15 protein-coding genes and 3 pseudogenes are annotated in these 21,292 nt (G+C 64.9%); 6 read left to right on the top strand and 12 right to left on the bottom strand.

The window, feature by feature from the left end; genetic code table 11:
- Positions 1-91 precede the first annotated feature (91 nt).
- The 5 genes from IVB47_RS21935 to IVB47_RS21915 form a co-directional block, all read right to left on the bottom strand.
- A complete protein-coding gene (locus IVB47_RS21935; RefSeq protein WP_027570043.1) occupies positions 92-577 on the bottom strand; it encodes an ATP F0F1 synthase subunit B in 486 nt (161 codons plus the stop codon).
- 5 nt (positions 578-582) lie between these two features.
- Positions 583-1,146, bottom strand: a complete 564-nt coding sequence (locus tag IVB47_RS21930) for a F0F1 ATP synthase subunit B' (protein ID WP_247464215.1) — start codon at positions 1,144-1,146, stop codon at positions 583-585.
- Positions 1,147-1,206: 60 nt separating this feature from the next.
- The gene (locus tag IVB47_RS21925) at positions 1,207-1,437 is read right to left on the bottom strand and encodes a F0F1 ATP synthase subunit C (RefSeq protein ID WP_007599451.1); all 231 of its coding nucleotides are present in this window, start codon (positions 1,435-1,437) and stop codon (positions 1,207-1,209) included.
- Between the two features lie 53 nt (positions 1,438-1,490).
- The gene (locus tag IVB47_RS21920) at positions 1,491-2,240 is read right to left on the bottom strand and encodes a F0F1 ATP synthase subunit A (RefSeq protein WP_018459993.1); all 750 of its coding nucleotides are present in this window, start codon (positions 2,238-2,240) and stop codon (positions 1,491-1,493) included.
- Between the two features lie 114 nt (positions 2,241-2,354).
- Positions 2,355-2,729 carry an AtpZ/AtpI family protein gene (locus IVB47_RS21915; RefSeq protein WP_007599457.1) on the bottom strand — a complete coding sequence of 125 codons (375 nt, stop codon included), beginning with the start codon at positions 2,727-2,729 and terminating at the stop codon, positions 2,355-2,357.
- 406 nt (positions 2,730-3,135) lie between these two features.
- Between IVB47_RS21915 and IVB47_RS21910 the strand changes: the two genes are divergently transcribed.
- Both IVB47_RS21910 and IVB47_RS21905 read left to right on the top strand, forming a co-directional pair.
- The gene (locus IVB47_RS21910) at positions 3,136-3,672 is read left to right on the top strand and encodes a hypothetical protein (protein ID WP_247464213.1); all 537 of its coding nucleotides are present in this window, start codon (positions 3,136-3,138) and stop codon (positions 3,670-3,672) included.
- A gap of 127 nt (positions 3,673-3,799) precedes the next feature.
- The gene (locus tag IVB47_RS21905; RefSeq protein ID WP_247464210.1) at positions 3,800-4,270 is read left to right on the top strand and encodes a secondary thiamine-phosphate synthase enzyme YjbQ; all 471 of its coding nucleotides are present in this window, start codon (positions 3,800-3,802) and stop codon (positions 4,268-4,270) included.
- Between the two features lie 127 nt (positions 4,271-4,397).
- Here IVB47_RS21905 and IVB47_RS21900 read toward each other — a convergent pair whose 3' ends face one another.
- Positions 4,398-6,023: an MFS transporter gene (locus IVB47_RS21900; RefSeq protein ID WP_247464205.1), complete on the bottom strand. Its 1,626-nt coding sequence runs from the start codon at positions 6,021-6,023 to the stop codon at positions 4,398-4,400.
- Positions 6,024-6,366: 343 nt separating this feature from the next.
- Between IVB47_RS21900 and IVB47_RS21895 the strand changes: the two genes are divergently transcribed.
- On the top strand, positions 6,367-7,038 hold the full coding sequence (locus IVB47_RS21895; RefSeq protein ID WP_247464202.1) for a response regulator transcription factor: 672 nt from the start codon (positions 6,367-6,369) through the stop codon (positions 7,036-7,038).
- Between the two features lie 400 nt (positions 7,039-7,438).
- Here the strand turns inward: IVB47_RS21895 and IVB47_RS21890 are convergent.
- Positions 7,439-10,278: pseudogene (locus IVB47_RS21890) on the bottom strand (winged helix-turn-helix domain-containing protein).
- A gap of 200 nt (positions 10,279-10,478) precedes the next feature.
- On the opposite strand from IVB47_RS21890, the gene IVB47_RS21885 reads away from it, so the two are divergent.
- The 3 genes and pseudogenes from IVB47_RS21885 (at position 10,479) to IVB47_RS21875 (ending at position 12,591) form a co-directional block, all read left to right on the top strand.
- Positions 10,479-10,898 (top strand): organic hydroperoxide resistance protein, encoded by a 420-nt coding sequence (locus tag IVB47_RS21885; RefSeq protein ID WP_027570050.1) that lies wholly within the window; start codon positions 10,479-10,481, stop codon positions 10,896-10,898.
- 37 nt (positions 10,899-10,935) lie between these two features.
- Positions 10,936-11,966, top strand: a pseudogene (locus IVB47_RS21880) (alpha/beta hydrolase).
- Between the two features lie 73 nt (positions 11,967-12,039).
- Positions 12,040-12,591, top strand: coding sequence for a cytochrome P460 family protein (locus IVB47_RS21875; RefSeq protein ID WP_247464198.1), 552 nt, complete (start codon positions 12,040-12,042; stop codon positions 12,589-12,591).
- Between the two features lie 10 nt (positions 12,592-12,601).
- Here the strand turns inward: IVB47_RS21875 and IVB47_RS21870 are convergent, their stop codons facing one another.
- From IVB47_RS21870 to IVB47_RS21850, 5 genes and pseudogenes are all read right to left on the bottom strand, one after another.
- The gene (locus IVB47_RS21870) at positions 12,602-16,111 is read right to left on the bottom strand and encodes a PAS domain-containing hybrid sensor histidine kinase/response regulator (RefSeq protein ID WP_247464196.1); all 3,510 of its coding nucleotides are present in this window, start codon (positions 16,109-16,111) and stop codon (positions 12,602-12,604) included.
- A gap of 146 nt (positions 16,112-16,257) precedes the next feature.
- Positions 16,258-17,487, bottom strand: a complete 1,230-nt coding sequence (gene hemA, locus IVB47_RS21865; RefSeq protein WP_247464193.1) for a 5-aminolevulinate synthase — start codon at positions 17,485-17,487, stop codon at positions 16,258-16,260.
- A 201-nt stretch (positions 17,488-17,688) separates the two neighbouring features.
- Positions 17,689-18,750 carry an MBL fold metallo-hydrolase gene (locus IVB47_RS21860; RefSeq protein WP_247362939.1) on the bottom strand — a complete coding sequence of 354 codons (1,062 nt, stop codon included), beginning with the start codon at positions 18,748-18,750 and terminating at the stop codon, positions 17,689-17,691.
- A 94-nt stretch (positions 18,751-18,844) separates the two neighbouring features.
- Positions 18,845-20,998: a methyl-accepting chemotaxis protein gene (locus IVB47_RS21855; RefSeq protein ID WP_247464189.1), complete on the bottom strand. Its 2,154-nt coding sequence runs from the start codon at positions 20,996-20,998 to the stop codon at positions 18,845-18,847.
- Between the two features lie 164 nt (positions 20,999-21,162).
- Positions 21,163-21,292 (bottom strand): annotated as a pseudogene (locus IVB47_RS21850) (porin family protein); the annotation flags it as partial.

The raw sequence follows: 21,292 nt of genomic DNA, 5'->3' as shown, positions 1-21,292 counted from the left end.
AAGCCCGGCCATGACGACGAGAAAGCAAACTATCAAACAAAAAAGCCGGCGCTCATGGCGCCGGCTTTCTTGATTGGTGAAGGCGAGGCCCTCAGTTCAGCTTCTGCCGAACCTCGGTGATGCCCTTGGCGAGCAGATCGTCGGCGACCTGGCCCCTGACCGACTGCGACAGGATCGTGGAGGCGGCCTGGACGGCGGCTTCCGCGGCTGCGGCGCGAACATCGGCCACCGCCTGAGCCTCGGCGAGCGCGATCTTGCCCTCCGCGGTCTTGGTGCGGCGAGCGACGAAATCTTCCACCTTGGCCTTGGCCTCGATTGCGATGCGCTCGGCCTCGCTCTTCGCGTTCGCGATGATGTCGGCGGCTTCGCGTTCGGCCGAGGCGGTGCGCGCCTTGTAGTCGGCGAGCACCTTGGCGGCTTCCTGCTTGAGGCGCGTCGCGTCGTCGAGCTCGGCCTTGATGCGATCGGCGCGATGGTCGAGCGCAGTCATGGCCTTCTTGAAGACCCCGAGATAGCCGAACACGACCATCAGGATCACGAAGGCGATGGCGACCCAGGTTTCAGGATCGAAGAACATATCGATTAACCCTTCAAGGACGCATCAACGGCGGCATTGACCAATGCCGAGTCCGGAACCACGCCCGTGAGCTGCTGCACGATGGTGCCTGCCGCATCGGCCGCGATGCCGCGGACGTTGCTCATGGCGGTCGCACGGGTCGAGGCGATGGTCTTCTCCGCCTCGGCGAGCTTGGCCGCCAGTTGCTCTTCCAGCGCCTTGCGCTCGGCGTCCGCCTGCGCATTCGCCTTGTCGCGGGATTCGTTGCCGATGGCCTGCGCGCGCGAGCGCGCCGAAGCAAGCTCGCTTTCATAGGCCTTCAGCGCCGCTTCGGACTGGTCCTTCAGCTTCTGCGCTTCGGCGAGGTCGCCCTCGATCTTGTTCTGACGCGCCTCGATCGCACCGCCGACGCGCGGCAGAGCGAGCTTGGACACGATCACGTAAAGCGCGACGAAGAAGATCGCGAGCGACACCAGCTGTGAAGCATAGGTGCCGCTCTCGAACGGGGGAAAGCCGCCACCGTGACCGCCTTCGGACCCGGTGTGGGCGCCCGCCGCCGGACCTTTTGCGCCGCCATGACTTTCAGCCATGGATTACTCCTGTTGCTGTCATGCGCGTCGCTTCGGTCGAAGCCGCGCGAAAAATCGTCCTCAGAGCGGAACGAACAGCAGCAGCAGCGCGATCAGCAGCGAGAAAATGCCGAGCGCTTCGGTCACGGCGAAGCCGAAGATCAGATTGCCGAACTGGCCCTGAGCGGCCGAGGGGTTGCGAACGGCTGCGGCAAGATAGTTGCCGAAGATCACGCCGACGCCGACGCCTGCGCCGCCCATGCCGATGCATGCGATGCCCGCGCCGATAAGTTTTGCTGCTGCCGGATCCATTTTAGACTCCTTGGAAGAAAGATTGGGTTTTGGGTGGAAATTCCCCGGACCGCTCAGTGTCCCGGATGAATGGCGTCGTTGAGGTAGATGCAGGTCAGGATCGCAAACACATAGGCTTGCAGGAACGCGACCAGAATTTCGAGAGCGTACAGCGCGACCGTGAGCGCCAGCGGCAGCACGCCGCCGACCCAGCCAAGGGCGCCGAGCGAGAAGCCGAGCATGGCGACGAAGCCCGCGAACACCTTCAGCGCGATGTGGCCGGCCAGCATGTTGGCGAACAGACGGACGCTGTGGGAGACCGGCCGCAGGAAGAACGACAGGATCTCGATGAACATCACCAAGGGCAGGATGTAGCCGGGGACGCCGTGGGGCACGAAGATCGAGAAGAATTTCAGGCCGTTCTTGGCAATGCCGTAGATCAGGACCGTGAAGAAGACCAGCAGCGCCAGAGCGGCGGTGACGATCAGATGGCTCGAGATCGTGAAGGTGTAGGGGATGATGCCGACCAGGTTCGAAACGCAGATGAACATGAACAGCGAGAAGATCAGCGGAAAGAACTTCATGCCTTCCGCGCCGGCCGTCGAGCGGATGGTCGAGGCCACGAACTCGTAGGAGATTTCGGCGACCGACTGCAGGCGCCCGGGAACCAGCTGCGTGCCGCTGGCGAGCATCAGGATCGAGATGATCGCGACCGCCACCAGCATGTAGAGCGAGGAATTGGTGAAGGCGATCGTGTGGTTGCCGATATGGCCCAGGGTGAAGAGAGGCTCGATGTTGAACTGGTGGATCGGATCGATTTTCATCAGCGCGGCATCTCTTGGTCTGCCGGGCGATGCCGGCGGGTCTCGGTCTGCCGGTCGGGCCCGGCCCGTACCGGCGCGAGCCGGCACGATCATTCCTCTCCTGGTGTGGATCGCTTAAGAACCACCGCGCCTGTTTTGACCCGCGCCTGCCGTTCTCACCACATTCACCACGCCGGCGACGAAGCCCAGCAGCAGGAACACGATAAATCCGAAAGGCGACGTCGACAGCAAGCGGTCGAACCCCCAGCCAATCCCCGCTCCGACAACGACCCCGGCGACCAACTCGGAGGATAACCGGAAACCAAGCGCCATCGCCGAGGCTCTGGCCGCTCTGTCCTCACCGTCACCTGCGGGTTGCTCGGTCTTGACGTGGCGGCCGCGAAATTCGGACAACCGCTGATCAAGATTTCCGAGCCGATCGGAAAGCGCAGCTTCCTCGGGCGATCTATCGCGATCTCCATTCTCGCCGTGTCCCGTGCCCTGTGTCATGCAACGAAGACCCGAAACGCCGCGGCTGAATGGAAATTACGCCCGCCACCCTCAAAAGCCGCGCGGACCATACTGATGGCCCATAATCAAGTCAAGCCAAGTCACGATTGTGTCCATTCCAGTTATGTGACTGATTTATTTGACAATATTGGCGCAAGCGGCAGCGCTGCACACAGCGTGACGCCGCACCGCAGCAGGTCTCCGCTTGATCGGCGGACGCAGTCGCCATTTCGCGCGGCTGCCGGGATCAAAGGGGGCGCCGTGATCGTTCATGTCAGAGGCGCGTTTTGAGCGGCGGATCGCCTCGCCGGGGTGTAGAATTTGCAAGAAGTGCCACCCTTATGAGTGCCACCTTTATGAGCGCCATCTTTGGACGTGCTACCGGCCCGTCGTGGCGGAGAACGCGATGAGACCAGCGAATTCATCCACAGCATCATGGCTTACGGCGGCGGCGTTCGCGGCGGTGATGGCGGTCAGCGCCGGCGGCCTCGCCGCGCAATCCGCGCCCGACGGCGAAAACGGCCGCTACAGCATGACCCCCATCCCCGAGGGCGTGCTGCGGCTCGACAGCCGCACCGGCACGGTGTCGACCTGCACCCGCAGCGGCGCCGGCTGGGCCTGCTACGCGGTGCCCGATGAACGTGCCGCGCTCGACGCCGAGATCGGCAGGCTCCAGGCCGAAGTCGAGACGCTGAAGGGACGGCTCGCGGCGGGTCCGACCGTCTCGGGCAAGATCGACGAGGCGCTGCCGAAGACCGATCCGCTCAAGAAGGCGGAGCCGCAAGCACGAGAACCAAAGGCCGCCGAGGGCGAGCGCAGGATCGAGATCCCGCTGCCGAGCGACCAGGACGTCGATCGCGTGATGTCGTTCCTGGAAAGGGCCTGGCGCCGGCTGATCGACATGGCCAATCGCGTGCAGAAGGACGTGTCGGGGAAGATTTAGCGCGCGGCGAGATGCCGTAGGGTAGGCAAAGGCGCGACGCGCCGTGCCCACCATCTATCCGACTATGCAGGGTGGGCACGCTTCGCTTTGCTCACCCTACGGCAGCTTTCGATCAGGCGAGACTTTCATGACATCAGCCAAATCCATCACGCGCTCGGCGCCATCGTCGGTGCAGGCCACCACCCTCACATCGTCGCTGTTGACCGTGCAGACGCCGGGCCGCGGCTTCACCGACCTCACGGGCGAAGCTGCGAAGTTCGTTGCCGAGGCAGGCGCGCGAGATGGCGCGTTGACGCTGTTCGTCCGTCACACCTCGGCATCGCTGACGATCCAGGAGAACGCCGACCCTTCCGTGCTCGTGGATCTCACCACGGCATTGTCCCGACTCGCGCCGGAGAACGCCGGCTGGACGCATGATGCCGAGGGACCGGACGACATGCCGGCGCACGTCAAGACAATGCTGACCCAGACTTCGCTTCATGTGCCGGTCCTGAGCGGCAAGCTCGCGCTCGGCACCTGGCAGGCGATCTACCTGATCGAGCACCGCAAGCGCCCGCACCGACGCGAAATCGTGCTGCAATTCATCGGCAATCCGTAGAGCGTTTTCGAGCGAAGTGGATACCGGTTCGCGTCAAGAAAACGCGTCAAAACAAAGAATTTGGAGATCAAAACAAAACCGGCCGCGGAGACCGCGGCCGGTTGGTGTTGATCTGGATCTGCGTCGATCAGGTCGACTTGATATCGACGTCCTTGGTCTCCGGCAGGAAGAACAAGCCGATCACGACGGTAATCGACGCGAAGATGACCGGATACCAGAGGCCCGCATAGATATCGCCCGTCGAGGCCACGATGGCGAAGGCGGTCGCCGGCAGCAGGCCGCCGAACCAGCCGTTACCGATGTGGTAGGGCAGCGACATCGAGGTGTAGCGGATGCGGGTCGGGAACAGTTCGACCAGCATCGCGGCGATCGGGCCGTACACCATGGTGACGAAGAGCACCAGGACGAACAGCAGTCCGACGACCGCGGCCACCTGCGGACGGAAGATGTCGAACGGATGCGCCATCTTCACGATGCTCGCATCGCCGGGCTTCGGATAGCCGGCTCCCTGCACGGCGGCGAGGACTGCCGGGTTGCCGTCCTTGGCGTTGGCGTAGGCAACTTCCTTGCCGTTGACCATCACCTTCACGCCGGAGCCTGCCGCACCCGGCGTGGTCGAGTACTTGACCGACGACTGCGACAGATAGGCACGTGCGGTGTCGCAAGGCGAGGTGAAGACGCGGGTGCCGACCGGGTTGAACAGGTCGCCGCAACCTGCGGGATCCGCCACTACGTCGACCTTGACCGTCTCGATCGCTTTTTTCAGCGCCGGGTTGGCGTTGGTGGTGATCATCTTGAAGATCGGGAAGAAGGTCAGCGCCGCGATCAGACAGCCGCCGAGGATGATCGGCTTGCGGCCGATCCTGTCGGAGAGCATGCCGAACACGATGAAGAAGCCGGTGCCGAGCAGGAGCGACCAGGCGATCAGCAGGTTGGCAGTGTAGCCGTCGACCTTGAGGATCGATTGCAGGAAGAACAGCGCGTAGAACTGGCCGGTGTACCAGACCACGCCCTGGCCCATCACGCCGCCAAGCAGCGCCAGCAGCACGAGCTTGCCGTTCTGCCAGTTGCCGAAGGCTTCCGTCAGCGGGGCCTTGGAGCTCTTCCCCTCGTCCTTCATCTTCTGGAAGATCGGGGATTCGTTGAGGCGAAGCCGGATCCAGACCGAAACGCCGAGCAGCAGCACCGAGACCAGGAACGGAATGCGCCAGCCCCATGCCGCGAACTCGGGTTCGCCGAGCGCGGAGCGCGTGAACAGGATCACCAGCAGCGACAGGAACAGGCCGAGCGTCGCCGTGGTCTGGATGAAGGAGGTGTAGTAGCCGCGCTTGCCGTTCGGAGCATGCTCCGCGACGTAGGTGGCCGCACCGCCATACTCACCGCCGAGCGCCAGGCCCTGGGCGAGACGCAGCGCGATCAGGATGATCGGGGCCGCGATGCCGATGGTCGCCGCGTTGGGCAGCAGGCCGACGATGAAGGTCGACAGACCCATGATCAGGATGGTGACGAGGAAGGTGTATTTGCGGCCGACGATGTCGCCGACACGGCCGAACACGATCGCGCCGAACGGGCGCACCAGGAAGCCCGCCGCGAAGGCCAGCAGCGCGAAGATGTCGCGGGTTGCCGGCGGATAGGCCGAGAAGAACTGCGCGCCGATGATGCCGGCCAGCGAACCGTAGAGATAGAAATCGTACCACTCGAAGACGGTACCGAGCGAGGAGGCGAGAATGACGAACCGTTCGTCCTTCGTCATCCCTCCCGCGCCTGCTTGAGACACAGCCATTGTCGACATATTGAGTCGCTCCCCGAAAAATCGTTTCCTCGCGTCCTGGATGTCCGGTCATGCCGGATCAACCCAAGCCTTGTCCCCAAGGTAACATTGGCGTGAAACCCGCCCCAATACGACTTTCGGCCTTTCGCACTGACGCGCACCTGACGTCGCGGGCGTTCCATTCGGCAACATAGTGCCGGCCTGTGGATTAACCCCGTTGCCGCAAAGGGATAATGTCCACTTGCATGCCACGGCTGGTCGGGAAAGAATTGACCGAGGCCCCGCGCCGGCTTACTGGCCCGGTGCGACTGCCAGCAAGAGAACGATGAACGCTCCCTCGACCCATCTCGTCATTGCCGATGACCATCCATTGTTCCGCGCCGCGCTGCGGCAGGCGGTGGCGGGCGTCCTGAGCTCGGCCAGGATCGACGAGGCTGGATCGTTCGAGGATCTGACCAAGCTTTTGGAACAGGCCTCCGACGTCGATCTGATCCTGCTCGACCTCTCGATGCCCGGGATCTCCGGCTTTTCAGGCCTGATCTATCTGCGCGCGCAATATCCGGCGATCCCGGTGGTGATCGTCTCCGCTTCCGACGACAGCGCCACGATCCGCCGCTCGCTCGATTTCGGCGCCTCCGGTTTCATTCCGAAGCGATTTGGCGTCGAGACCTTGCGCGACGCCATCCTCAAGGTGATGGAGGGCGACGTCTGGGTTCCGGCAGACACCGATCTGTCGGCCGTCGCCGATCCCGACATGACGCGCCTGCGCGACCGGCTGGTGACGCTGACGCCGCAGCAGGTCCGGGTCCTGATGATGCTGTCGGAGGGGTTGCTCAACAAGCAGATCGCCTATGAGCTCGGCGTCTCCGAGGCCACCATCAAGGCGCATGTCTCGGCCATCCTGCAAAAGCTCGGCGTCGAAAGCCGGACCCAAGCCGTGATCGCCGCCGCGAAGATCGCCGGCGGCCAATGGAAGCAGGGCACCCCGACGGGGTGAGCATGGAGCGAGCGTCCCGTAGTCCGGATGCGCTCGCTGTGTCGTCCCCCTGTCAATCCCACCGCGGAAAAATATTCCACTTTACCGAAATTCGGTCTTGGCGTATGTGTCGCCCATCCCGGCTCATCCTTGAGGGGCGATCTTGTGGTCGTCACGTTCGCGAGCCGGGCTTGCGGTGGACGCGGCAGCGTTCGGGTACGAGAGGCCAAGGGCAGGGCGGATTGCTCTCCGTGAGCCCAAAACTTCGTGCCGACGAGCGGCGCTGCTAGGCTTCGACGGTGCGCTGCAGAGCCGGGGCCCATGTCGCTGCATTGTACCGTGTCGCTCGTGGATCCCGGCTCTGCGCAGCAGCGCAAGAGCGTTGCGGTGCGCCCGGGACACGAGCGGCACCGAGTCCGCGTCATAATGTTTGCAACAACTTGTCGGCGGCCCGGATATCCGCTGTCTCCGAGCCCGCGGCGAAGCCTTCATACGCCAATTGAAGCCACCGCCTCGCTTCCTCGCGCCGGCCGCGTTCGGCAAGGAGACCGGCGAGATCGATCGCGGCCCGCAGCTCCCAGGCTTTGGCGCCTTTGCGACGACTCAATTCCAGTGATTGGACGAAGTGGGCTTCTGCCTGATCAGCGTCGGGCTTGGGCCTCGCCAAGAGAACCCTTCCCTTTATGCGCAGCAGCTCGGGCATGTACAGATGATCGCCGCTTTGCTCGACGAGGCGGATCGCATCGTCGATCAGGCACGCACTCCGCTCGATCTGCCCAAGCGCCATCAAGCCCTGAACAAGCGCGATGTTGAACGTCGTGGTGAGCAGCTCGTAGCCGGCATCGTGGAGCTCACGCAGACACGTCCCGATCGTCTCGACGCCTTCGGCGGCATGGCCGCGCCGGATCGCCAGTTCGCCTTTGACGCCGCGGCCGACCGCAAGATAGGGGCCCATGGAGCGCGATCGGCATGGGCGATGAAGCGGTCGATGTTCTCTTCCGCGGCATCGAGGTCTCCGCTCCAGAGATCGATCGAGACCGCCCAGATCAACGCAATGCAGAGCGTGATCGGATGGTCCATCTGCGCGGCCTCGACGACCGTCTGTCGGGCCAGTTGCACCGCATCCGCGGGGCGGCCCTGCAACCAGAACTCGCGCGCGAGCGAGATGCCGGCCCGGTTGCGGTGATCGAAGCCATAGACGGTGCTGATCCGTTCCGTGCCCGGCCCATGCCAGGCGGCCTCCAGCATCGTCAGCGCGTCGCGATGCTCGCCGGCAAGATGCAAGGAGACACCGAGGAGCGAATGGGCGAGGGCGAGGGAGGCGGCCCCGCCGAGTGTCCCGGCGACCGTAAGGCTTTGCTGCGCATAGCCGAGCGCGGCGTCGAACTGTCCCATGCGCTCGTGGAAGATATGCATGCGCCCGAGCAGCTGGAGCTGGTTCGGCGCGTCGCCGCGCGCCTCGGCGATCGCAAGGCTCCGCCTCAACGCGGCACGCGCCGCTTCGCTGCCGCCGCGCGTGAACATCAAGGTCAGTCCGAGAGCGGCCTGGATGTGCATTTCCTTGGCGCCGCCGCGCGAGGAGGGATCGATCGCAAGCAGCGCCCGTTCAGACCAGCGCCGGCACTCGACCAGCAACGACATCGCGAGAAAAATTGGCGCTGCAGCTGCGGCCAGTGCAATGCCGATGCTGGCATCGCCGTCCGTGCCAAAACACCAGTCCAGCGCCGCGCGCACGTTGTGAAGCGCGGAGAAGTGGATCGCGCGCTCGTCGGCGCTCGGCACCGTGGCCCACGTCGTGCCGGCCTGCTCCAGCCATTGCCGGTAATAGGTCGCATGCCGGGCGGCGAGCGCCGCGTCATCAGGCTCGATCTCGAGCAGATAGGCGCGCGTCGTGTCGAGCAGACGGTAACGCATCATGGCGCCGATCGGCCGCGCCGCGACCATCGACTTGGCCACCAGGCCGTCGATGGCGTCGAACAGGCGGGAGCGGTCGACACGTTCGTCCGGCACGATCTCGAGTGCGGCGTCGATGGTGAAGTGACCGGCGAAAACCGCGAGCCTGCGTAGCACGAGGCGTTCGATGTCGGACAAGAGCCCGTAGCTCCATGCCAGCGTCGCCTGCAACGTCTTTTGTCGCGGCGGCGCCGTGCGCTGGCCCTGCCAGAGCAGATTGAGGCGCTCGTCGAGCAGTGCTGCGGTCTGCTCCAGGCCGTAGGCTTCGACGCGGCCGGCGGCGAGTTCGATCGCCAGCGCCATGCCGTCGAGCTTGCGGCAGATCCCGGCGACGATCGCGGCATTGGCATCGTCGAGCGCGATCTGCGCGCCGCCGGCCGTGGCACGTTCGAGGAAGAGTTGAAGCGCGGGATAAGTCTGCGCAGCGGCCGCCGTCAGCCCAGGATTGTCGGGCGGAACGGCGAGCGGCGCCAAGCGATAGACCTGCTCACCCTCGACCCGCAGGGCTTCGCGGCTCGTCGCCAGGATATGGACATGCGGTGCGGCGTGGAAGATGTCGGCGGCCAGCGGCGCCGCCGTGGCGATGACGTGTTCGCAATTGTCGAGGATCAGCAGCATCCGCTTGTCCCTGAGATGCGCGAGCAGCGCAGGCAGGGGATCCTCGGTTTGCGCCGGCAAGCCCAGCATCAGCAGGATCGAGGTGATCACGAGATCGGGATCGCTCAGCGCGGCAAGATCGACGAAATGTGCGGCGTCGGAAAATGTCGCGAGCAGATCGTGAGCAATCGCAACCGCAACGGCGGTCTTGCCGACACCGCCCGGGCCGGTGATCGTGACGAAGCGGGAACCGACGAGCCTGTCGGAGACGGCGGCGACCGCATCGTCGCGCCCGACCATCCGTTGCAGCCGGTTCGGCAGTTTGACGGGCGGCAATTCCGTTCGCGCGGCGGTGCGCCGCTCTGCCGGAATATTCACCTGCGAGATTAGCGCCACGAAGCAATAGCCGCGGCCGGAGAGGGTGGTGATGTAGCGGGCACCGTCCTTGCCGTCGCCAAGGGCCTTACGAAGCGCCGCGACGTGAAAGCGGAGATTGGCGTCCTCGACCGTCATGCCGGGCCACACCAGCGCCATCAGATCATACTTGCTGACGACCTGGTTCGGCCGCGACATCAGTGCGAGCAGCGTGTCGAAGGCCTTTGCGCCGAGCGGCAGCGCGACGCCATCGCGGGTCACGAGTCTTTCATTTGGCATCACGGTGAATGGCCCAAACGAGAGGGTTCCCGTTGCGGTGTCGGCCGGCTCGGTCATGGCGAAATCCTGATCCTTTCGAACGGACCGGATAGCCAGATGACCGCAATCCGGCAAGACCGTTCCCCGCGTCGCGATCAGACTGCGGTTGCAGGCCCCTGTGAGGCGCGCGAGCGGAGACCTCACAACTTCTCACAAGTCCCAACGGGTGTGTCGCGGCAGCCGCTGCTAGTCACTTGTGCGACGGCAAGGAGACCTTCATGACCCAGGCGGCAAAGTTGCTTTACACGGCCCGGACCCACACCAGCGGCGGGCGACAGGACGGGATATCTCGCAGTTCCGACGGCCGCCTGGATGTCAAGCTGTCGCCGCCGGGCGGCACCGGCATCGGTACCAATCCCGAGCAATTGTTCGCGGCCGGCTGGTCGGCCTGTTTCGAGGGCGCGATGGAGATCGCGGCCCGCAAGCGGAAGATCGAGCTCCCCAGGAAATGCGCGATAGATGCGGAGATCGACCTGGTGCTCGACGAGGGCGCCTATTCCCTCAGGGCACGCCTCGATGTCAGCCTGCCCGGCCTCGATCGCGAGATCGCGCGCGGGATCGTCGATGAGGCGCATCAGACCTGTCCCTATTCCAAGGCCGTCCGCGGCAACATCGACGTCACGGTCGCGCTGATCTGACGGCACCACCTCCAACCATCAACAAGGTAGCACCATCATGAAACAGATCATCGATCAGCACCGCCGCCAGTTTTTCGGCATCGCCGCGGGAACTGTCGCCGCCGGCCTCGGCGTGATCGGCCTCGCCCGCGCCGAATCGGAAGCGCCGCGCTCGGCCGCGACGAATGCGCCGTTCGGCGCGATCAAGCAGATCGATGCCGGCGTCCTCAACGTCGGCTACGCAGAGGTCGGTCCTGCGAACGGCCCCGTCGCAATCCTGCTGCACGGCTGGCCCTACGACATTCACGCCTTCGTCGACGTCGCGCCGATCCTGGCAAAGGCCGGTTATCGCGTCATCATTCCCTATCTCCGTGGTTACGGCTCGACCCACTTCCTCTCCGCCGAGACGCCGCGCAACGGCGAACCTGCAGCAATGGCCGTCGACATCATCGCACTGATGGACAAGCTCGACATCAAGAAGGCGGTTGTCGCCGGCTTCGACTGGGGCGCGCGTACCGCCGACATCATCGCCGCGCTGTGGCCGGATCGCTGTCGTGCGCTGGTGTCGGTCAGCGGCTATCTGATCTCCAGCCAGGCCGCGGCAACGCGCCGCTGCCGCCGTCGGCCGAGCTGCAATGGTGGTACCAGTTTTATTTCGCGACCGAGCGCGGCCGCGCCGGATACGAGAAGTACACGCATGATTTCGCAAAACTGATCTGGAAGCTGGCTTCGCCGCAGTGGAAGTTCGACGACGCCACTTTCGATCGCAGCGCGGCGGCGCTGGACAACAAGGATCACGTCGCGATCACGATCCACAATTACCGCTGGCGGCTCGGGCTCGCCCAGGGTGAAGCGAAATACGAGGAGCTCGAAAAGAAGCTCGCCGCAGCTCCCGTCATCAGCGTCCCGGCGATCACGATGGAAGGCGACGCCAACGGCGCGCCGCATCCCGATCCAAGCGCCTATGCTAAGAAATTCTCGGGCCGGTACGACTATCGCCTGATCACCGGCGGCATCGGCCACAATCTGCCGCAGGAAGCACCGGAAGCCTTTGCCAAGGCCGTGATCGACGCCGACGGCGGTGCGTGAGGATTTTGGCAGCACCTCGGTCCGGCAAGGCCGGGCCCAGGCCTGATATGCGATCGCAGCTCAGTGAGGCGTCATGACGACAATGAAATCTGAAAAGTCAAAATTTCCATCGTCTACGACGATGATCGTGCTGGCCGTGCTCCTCCTCGTCGTTGTCCTGACCTGCGTGCCGTATCTGGTCACGATCGCTTTCGCGCAGGGCGAGGCCGATGCCTCGCCGATCTTCGGCGTCACTGTCCCGGAAGGCTACAAGCAGTGGGAGCTGATCGCGCCGGCCGAAGAGGCGGCTCCCCTGGACGAGCTGCGTGCCGTCGTCGGCAACAGCACCGCGATCGATGCCTATCAAGGCGGCAAGCTTCCGTTCCCGGACGGCACAATTCTGGTCAAACGCGCCTGGAAGCGGAAGCAATCCCCCGAATTTGCGTCCGCGACGATTCCCGGTGAGGCCACCACCGTCCAGGTGATGGTCAAGGATTCAAGAAAATATGCCTCGACCGGCGGCTGGGGATTTGGTCGCTTCGTCAACGGCAGGCCGGTCGACGAGGCTCAGCATCGCACCTGCTTCGCCTGCCACGAAGCTCGTGTGAAGAGCCGCGACTACGTGTTTACGAGGGTTGCGCCCTGAGAGCGGAGGCTCACTCCGCCGCCACCATCTGCTGCGTGCGCCACTGGCCGAGCAGGGCGCGGAGCGAAGCCGGCTTGACCGGCTTGTTGAGCACCGCGACCTTTTCGTCGCGCGCCGCCATTTGCACGGCGGGGCTGCGGTCGGCGGTGATGAGGATCGCGGGGATGCCGTCACCGAAGCGGCGGCGGATGTCGCGGATCGCGGCGATGCCGTTGCCGCGGTCGAGGTGATAATCGACCAGCAGCCCGGTCACGCGGCGGCCGGCGGTTTCGATCGCGGCGATCGCGCCCTCGGGATCGGCGACCGCAATCACTTCGGCGTCCCACGCCTTCAGCAGCGTGCGCATGCCGTCGAGGATCGCGGCGTCGTTCTCGATGCAGACGATCAGGGTCCCCGAGATCGAGGTGCGTGCGAGCGGCGTTGCGCTGGTCACGGCCGCGGTGTGGGTGATCGCCTTCGCCGTCGGCACCGTCACGGAAAACACCGAGCCGCCGCCGACATTGGAATCGATGGCGATGTCGTGCTTGAGCACGCGCGCCAACCGCTCGACGATCGACAGGCCAAGGCCGAGGCCGCGGGCGATCCGCGCGCCCTGCTCGAGACGGTGGAATTCCTTGAAGATCTCGCTGCGCTTGACCGTCGGAATGCCGACGCCGGTGTCGTAGACGCAGATCTTGAGCGAGGCGCCATGGCGGCGGCAGCCGACCAGGACGCGCCCGCGCGGGGTATATTTGATCGCGTTGGAGATCAGGTTCTGGAGCAGCCGTCGCAGCAGGAGACGATCCGACTCGACGGGCAGCGAGCACGGCACGAAGACGAGCGCCAGATTCTTGGCGCGTGCGATCGGAGCGAACTCGATCTCCAGCGAGCGCATCAGATCGGCCATCTTGAAGCTCGAGATCGAGGTCGTCATCGCGCCGGCGTCGAGCCGGGAGATGTCGAGCAGCGCGCCGAGGATCTCCTCGATCGCCTGGAGCGATTCGTCGATGTTCTCGACCAGCCGCGTCTCCTCGCCGCTGTGCTGACGCTCGACCAGGCTCGTGACATAGAGCCGCGCCGCGTTCAGCGGCTGGAGAATGTCGTGGCTGGCGGCGGCGAGAAAGCGCGTCTTGGAGATGCTGGCGTCTTCGGCCGCGCTCTTGGCCAACGCCAGCTCGGAATTCAGCCGGGTCAGCTCCTCGGTGCGGTCTCGCACCCGCTTTTCCAGCGTCGCATTGGCGCGCTCGAGCGCTTCGGCCGCCTCGAACGTGGGCGTGACGTCGGTGAAGGTGATGACGAAGCCGCCGCCGGGCATGCGGTTGGTCAAGATCTCGATCACCATGTGGCGGTCGGGCAGGCGCTCGAGATAAGGCTCGCCGTCGGTGGTGTAAGCCACTAGCCGGCGCTCCAGCATGGCCTCGCGCTCGATCGGATCGGCCGGCTCGCTCACGCCCATGAATTCCAGGATTTCACGCAACGGCGTGCCGAACTGGATGAAATGTGGGGGAACGTTGAGGAGATCGCCGAACTGCCGGTTCGAGCAGATCAGTTGCAGATCGGCATCGAACACCGCGATGCCCTGGCGCACATGGTTGAGCGCGGTCTGCAGGATCTCGCGGTTGAAATGAAGCGCCGCATGGGAATCGTCGAGCAGCTTGAGCGCAGCCTTGGCGGAGACCGTCCGCTTGCGCAGCAGCAGCGACATCACCAGACGCGATGAGGCCGCACCGATCGAGGAGGCGATCAGGTGCTCGGCGTGCTGCAGCAGCTCGAAATCGGCGGGCGCCCCGGACTCCAGCCGCACATTGCGCCGCGCGGAGAATGCCTCGAAGGAATGCCGCGCCCGGTCAGGCCCGAGATATTGCGCCACCGTGGTCTGGATGTCCTGCACCGTGACGGTGGTGCGCCAGCGCCGGAAGCTCGGGGAGATCGGCGCCAGGGTGTTGGGGACGAACAGATCGGCTTGCACCAGCTCGATCGAAGACGGCCGGCGCGCCAGCGACAACAGCACATAGGTGAGGATGTTGAGCGACAGCGACCAGACCACGCCGTGCATCAGCGGCGGCAAATCGGCGCCGAACAGCGCCTGCGGCCGCAGCGCCTCGATCCCGAACGGGCCGTGCTGGAGCAGCAGGATGCCCGCCGTGGAAGTATCCATGAAGCTCGGGATGAACAGTGTGTAGAGCCACACCGCAAAGCCGACCAGCATGCCGCCGATCGCGCCGCGCGCGGTCGCTCGCCGCCACAGCAATCCGCCGAAGAAGCTTGGTGCAAGCTGGGCGATGGCGGCAAAAGACAGGAGCCCGATCGCGGCGAGCTGGGTGTTGCCGAGCGCGCGGTAGTAGAAATAGGCCATCACCATGATGGCGAAGATCGCGAGCCGGCGCGAGCGCAGCAGGAAGTCGCTGAAATCGGCGCCGCCGGTGCGCCCCTCGGGCCGTCGTTGCAGCACCAGGGGCACCACGAGATCGTTCGAGACCATGATGGAGAGGGCGACGCATTCGACGATCACCATCGCGGTCGCCGCCGACAGCCCGCCGACGAAGACGGCGACGCTGAGCAGATCCGCGCCGCCCTCCATCGGCAGCGCCAGCACGTACATGTCAGGATCGGCGGCGCCGAACGGGAAGCTGACGAGGCCGGCGAACGCGATCGGGATCACGAACAGATTGATGGCGACGAGATAGAGCGGAAACAGCCAGCGCGCGCGTCCGACCTCGGCGTCCGAGGAATTCTCCACCACGCTGACGTGGAACTGGCGCGGCAGCAGCATTATCGCGCACAGCGACAGCAGCGTCATGGTCAGGAAGTTGCCGATCGACGGCGAATAGTTGATGACGCGCACCGCCTCCGGCGTCTTCATCGCGCGCTCGATCAGTTCGTGCGGCGAGAACATCCAGAACGTGACGAAGATGCCTGCGGCGAGGAAGGCGACCAGCTTGATGATGGATTCGGTCGCGACCGCGAGCATCAGGCCGTGCTGGTGCTCGGTGGCGTCCGTCTGCCGCGTGCCGAACAGCACTGCGAAGGCCGCCATCGCCAGCGTCACCATCAGCGCCACGTCGCCGACGATCGGGATGTGGGAGAAGGCCTGGTCTTCGCTCAGGATGGTTTCGAGCGAGGAGGCGACCGCCTTGAGCTGGAGCGCGATGTAGGGCACCGAGCCGATGATGGCGATCAGCGCGACGGTTGCCGCCACTGCCTGGCTCTTGCCGTAGCGCGCGCCGATGAAGTCGGCGATCGAGGTGATGTTGTGGGCCTTCGCGAGCTGGATCACGCGGCGGAGGACGCCGGCTCCGAGCCCGATCATCAGGATCGGGCCGACATAGATCGCGAGGAAGTCGGTGGAGGTGCGGGTGGCGAAGCCGACCGAGCCGAAGAAGGTCCAGGAGGTGCAGTAGATCGCCAGCGACAGCGGATAGATCAGCCCCGAGGCGCGGCCGCGCCCGGCCGGCGAGCGGCGGTCGCCATGGCTCGCCACCAGGAACAGAAAGCCGATATAGCCGAAGGCGGCGGCGATCACGCCCCAATCGTGCAGCATGGCGAGCGTGCTTCTCCCAGGGCGCGCGCTGGCCGCGCCCGATCTCATTTTCCCTGTAATTCTAGCGCGCTGGACGGCCGCAGGCGACAGCGAATTGCCGTGCGGGTGCGGGAACTGGGGTTGTCGTTAAGCGGGACGACCCGGAGCTACTCCGCCGCCAGCGACTTCTCGCGCAGCGGCAGACCCAGGCGGTCCCACACCTGCAGCAGGGCTTCGGCGAGCTGATCGATCAGGCCGTCATCGTGATAGGGCGAGGGCGTGATGCGCAGGCGTTCGGAGCCCTTGGCGACCGTCGGATAGTTGATCGGCTGGATGTAGATGCCGTGCTGCTCGAGCAGGAGGTCGGAGGCCTGCTTGCACTTCTCGGCATCGCCGATGAACAGCGGGACGATGTGGGTGTCGCTCGACATCACCGGCAGGCCGGCGGCGTTGAGGATCGCCTTGACCCGGGCGGCGCGATCCTGGTGACGCTCGCGCTCCCAGCTTGACGTCTTCAGATGCTTGATCGCGGCGGTCGCGGCCGAGCAGATCGCCGGCGGCAGCGCGGTGGTGAAGATGAAGCCCGGCGCATAGGAGCGCACCGCGTCGATGATCTGACCGTTGGCGGCGATGTAGCCGCCGAGGCAGCCGAACGCCTTGGCGAGCGTGCCCTCGAGAATGTCGATGCGATGCATCACGCCGTCGCGCTCGGCGATGCCGCCGCCGCGCGGGCCGTACATGCCGACGGCATGGACCTCGTCGAGGTAGGTCATTGCGCCGTACTTCTCGGCGAGGTCGCAAATCCTGGCGAGCGGGGCGATGTCGCCGTCCATCGAATAGAGGCTCTCGCAGGCGATCAGCTTGGGCCGGCTCGGGCCCGCAGCCTGCAACAGCGCTTCGAGATCGGCGAGGTCGTTGTGGCGGAACACGACCCGCTCGCAGCCGGACTGGCGGATGCCCTCGATCATCGAATTGTGGTTGAGCTCGTCGGACAGGATCAGGCAGTTCGGAATGAGCTTTGCGATGGTCGCGATGCCGGTCTGGTTCGAGACGTAGCCGGACGTGAAGAGCAGCGAGGCTTCCTTGCCGTGGAGATCGGCGAGCTCGGCCTCGAGCTGCACCAGCGGATGATGCGTGCCGGCGATGTTGCGGGTGCCGCCGGCGCCGGTGCCGACGCGGGTCGCGGTCTCGACCATTGCGCCCACCACCTTCGGGTGCTGGCCCATGCCGAGATAATCGTTGGAGCACCAAATCACGACGTCGCGCTTGCCCTTCGGCGAGTGCCAGAGCGCATGCGGGAACCGGCCGGCAATGCGCTCGAGATCGGCGAACACGCGGTAGCGCCGCTCGGTGTGGAGACGATCAAGGGCGGAATTGAAGAACTGGGCGTAATCCATCGTCAAACCTGCAGCGGAACCGACCAAAGACCCGCATATCCTTAGAGCTTTTCCAGCTCCAATGTCTATGCGCTATCCCACATTTGGACCTGCGGGGCATTTGGGCAAAATGCCCTATCGTGCGATTTGAAACTTGATCCGGATCAAGTTCGCGCGAGATGCAATGTTGCTCTGCACCATCCGTTGAATTGAGCGCAGCCTTCAGGTCGTCCTGAACTGCAACACGCCGTCTTTCATCTCCGCCGTCAGCCGGCCTTCCACGATCATGTAGTTGACGTGGGCGACCAGTTCGCCGGCGGCGAAGCCCATCTGGTGTTCGTCCAGCACGTGCTTGTTGAACACCACGGGCACCAGGGCGCGCGAGGTCTGCGGCACCTCGCGGCAGGCTTCCGCGATCAGGCGGCAGCGCTCCTCGTGGTGATCGGCGAGCTGCTTGATGCGGGTCTTCAGGCCGTAGAACGGCACGCCGTGGCCGGGCAGCACCAGCACGTCATAGGGGAGAGTCGTCGTAAGGCTGGCGAGCGAGGCCAGATATTCGCCGAGCGAGTTCTGATCGGGTTCGACCGCCCACACGCTGACGTTCGGCGAGATCTTGCTCAGCACCTGGTCGGCCGAGAGGAACAGCTTGTCGTCGGCGCAATACAGCATCACCTGGTCGAGCGCGTGACCGCCGCCGGTGATCACCTTGAAGCGGCGCGTGCCGATCACGACGTCCTCGCCATGCGAGATGCGGCGGTAGGACGGGGGCAGCACCGAGACGCGCTTGAGGTAGTCCTGGCCGCGGCCGAGCAGTTTTTCGGTGAGCGACTCGTCCATGCCGTGCCGGCGGAAGAACAGCCGCTGCGCTTCCTGCCGCTCCTCGGTGCCGCGGTTCTGGTGATAGACCGATTGCAGATATTCGACCTGCGACATCACCAGCGGGCAGTTGAACCGCTCGACGATCCACCCGGCCAGACCGACATGATCGGGATGGGAATGGGTCACGATCAGGCGCGTGATGTTGACGCCCCTCAGCGGCCCGTCGAACAGCTTCGTCCAGGCTTCGATCGTCTCCTCATTGCCGAAGCCGGCATCGATCATGGCATAGCCGTCACCGTCGGCGAGCAGGTAGATGTTCACATGGTTGAGGCGGAACGGCAGCTTCAGCCGCGCCCACAACACGCCGGGCTTCACCTCGACGACCTGTTCGGGGCCGGGATGCTGTTCCCAGGGATAGCGCAGGGCGTCGGCGGAGGACTGCACGGTGTCGGTCTTTGCGTTCATGCTACCGACTTAAACCCGCCGCCCCCGCCGCGCCAGCCGAAAAAGGACGCTGGCGGGGTCCGCATAGCGGTCATTCCGGGTTACGGAACGGCGCCTACGCCGCCCGCATGTTGTTGAGAAACGCGTCGATCTCTCCGCGCAGCATGTCGGCCTCGCGGCGGAGCGCGTCGGAGGCGCCGAGCACTTCGTTCGCCGCTGCGCCGGCTTCCGCCGAAGCCGTGGAGACGCCCACGATGTTGCTGGAAACCTCGCTGGTGCCGCCGGCGGCATGCTGGATGTTGCGGGCGATCTCGCGGGTCGCCGCGCCCTGTTCCTCGACCGCGGCGGCGATCGTCGTGGTGACGTCGTTGATCTCGCCGATGATCCGGCCGATGCCCTGGATGGCGCCGACGGCCGAAGTCGTCACTGACTGCATGCTGGCGATCTGGCTGCGGATCTCCTCCGTCGCTTTGGCGGTCTGGCTCGCGAGGCTCTTCACCTCGGAGGCGACCACCGCGAAGCCACGACCGGCTTCGCCCGCGCGCGCCGCCTCGATGGTGGCGTTGAGCGCCAGCAGATTGGTCTGCGAGGCAATGGTCTGGATCAGGTCGACCACCACGCTGATGCGGCTCGCGCTGTCGGCGAGGCTCTGCACCGTGGCATCGGTCGCGCCGGCTTCGTCGACCGCCTTCCTGGCGATCGCGGCCGAGGTCACGACCTGCTTGCTGATCTCCTCGATCGAGGACGAGAGCTGCTCGGTGCCTGATGATACGGTCTGCACGTTGACCGAGGTCTCTTCGGCTGCGGAGGCAACCGCGTTCACCAGCGCATTGGACTGGTCTGCCGTGTTCGACATGCTCTGTGCGGTCGATTGCATCGAATTGGCTGACTGCGCGAGATTGTCGAGTGCGGTGCGGACCGCGCCCTCGAATTCTGCAATCTTCGCCTCCATCTGCGCCGCACGCTCGGCCTTGGCGACGCGATCCCTGTCTTGCTCGCTCGCAAGCGCGCGAGCTTCGATCATGCTGTCGCGGAACACCGTCAGCGTTTCCTTCATCGCGCCGATCTCGTCGTTCTGCCGGGAGCGGACGATCTCGGTGTCGAGGTCGCCGGCCGAGAGCAACTGCATGGCGCGTTGAAGCTCGCGAATGCGGCGCAGGATGTTGCGGCCGACATAGAGCCAAACGAACAGCGCCGAGCCGACCAGCGTCAGAGCGCCGAGTGCCAGCATCGCGGTGGTCGCGAGCGAGATCTCATGTCGCGCCTGGAAGGTCGACGCGTTGGTCTCCTTCTGCACGCCCTCGACGAGCTGCTGCACGCTGATGCCGAGGCCGACATTGAGCTTGCGGGTCTCGTCCAGGATGGTCTGGCCGTAGTCGATCGCGTCGAGCTCTTTCTGGCGGATCTTGAACACGCCGGACTTGCCTTCGCCGAAGGCGAACAGCTTTTGCACGGTGTCGCGCACCGCCTGCATCGAGGCCATGTTCGGCAGGTCCTCGAGGTTCGACTTGACGCGGTCGCGCGTCGCCTTGAACTCCTTCTCGATCGCCTCCAGCGTATCGCTGTTGTTGGCCGACAGCGCCGCCATCATGTCGGCGGCCATCAGATTGCCGTTGGCGGAGATGGTCGCGACCTGAGAGACGGTGCGGGCGGCTTCGGTGGCATCGTCGGCGGAAACTTCCGCCGCGCCGAGGATCGCGTTCAGGCGCGTTTGCGCATCCAGCATGGCAGGACCGGCCGCACCGACGAAGGTGAGCTGCGCCTTGCGGAGCGCTTCATACTGCTTGTCGTGCAGTGCGCCGGTATCCAGCCGTTCGCGCGCGGCCGACACCAGGCTCTGGGTCGCCTCGTCGATGCTCTTTGCGGTGTCGCGCAACGCGGTTGCGATCTGCTTGTCGGCGCCGAGTTCGATGATCTCGCCGAGCTTGGCCATGGCGAGTTGCTGGATCTCCTGCACCTTCTTGGTGCGTTCGTTCAGCGCCTCGTCGGACGGCGACGCCAGGAGGCCCGGCCCCTGTGCCGCAAGCGTTGCGCTTTGCGATGCGAGTTGAAGGCTGGCGGAAAGGCGCGGGATGTCGCGGCCGCTCAGGTCCATCATGGTGCTGCCGAGATGGTTGAAGACGCAGCCGGCGCCGGCTGCAATCACGAGGCCCATGCCCGCGATCACCGCGAAGGCCGTGAACAGGCTGCCGCGCACGCCCCATGTCGGCATTTTGAAACGAGGTCGGATACGACCAAGCAAACGGCCAAGGCCCAGACGGATCGCCATCGAAATTCCCCCACGCGTGATCTTTATGTTTTCGCCGCGGAGTATCCTCGGGCCAGGTTAAAAAATCGCAAGTTGCTCAATCGGTTGCCTACGTTCCGCACAGCGAAAAAAGAAGGGCCGGCAATGATGCCGGCCCTTCATCATGATAAGATCTTGGTAACCGTTCAGTAGCGCGCGACCGCCGAGTTGGCCCAGTTGAAGCGGTAGTTGACGCCCGCCTTGATGGTGTGGTCGTCGGTGGTGAAGTTGCCGGTGCCCGCCAGCGGACCACCGGTGAAGTGCGCGTCGCCGAAA

It is taken from the genome of Bradyrhizobium sp. 62 (genome assembly GCF_023073035.1).
In the GTDB taxonomy this organism is placed as follows: domain Bacteria; phylum Pseudomonadota; class Alphaproteobacteria; order Rhizobiales; family Xanthobacteraceae; genus Bradyrhizobium.
Note: the sequence above shows the minus strand (reverse complement) of the source record. Positions and strands in the feature narration are given on the sequence as shown.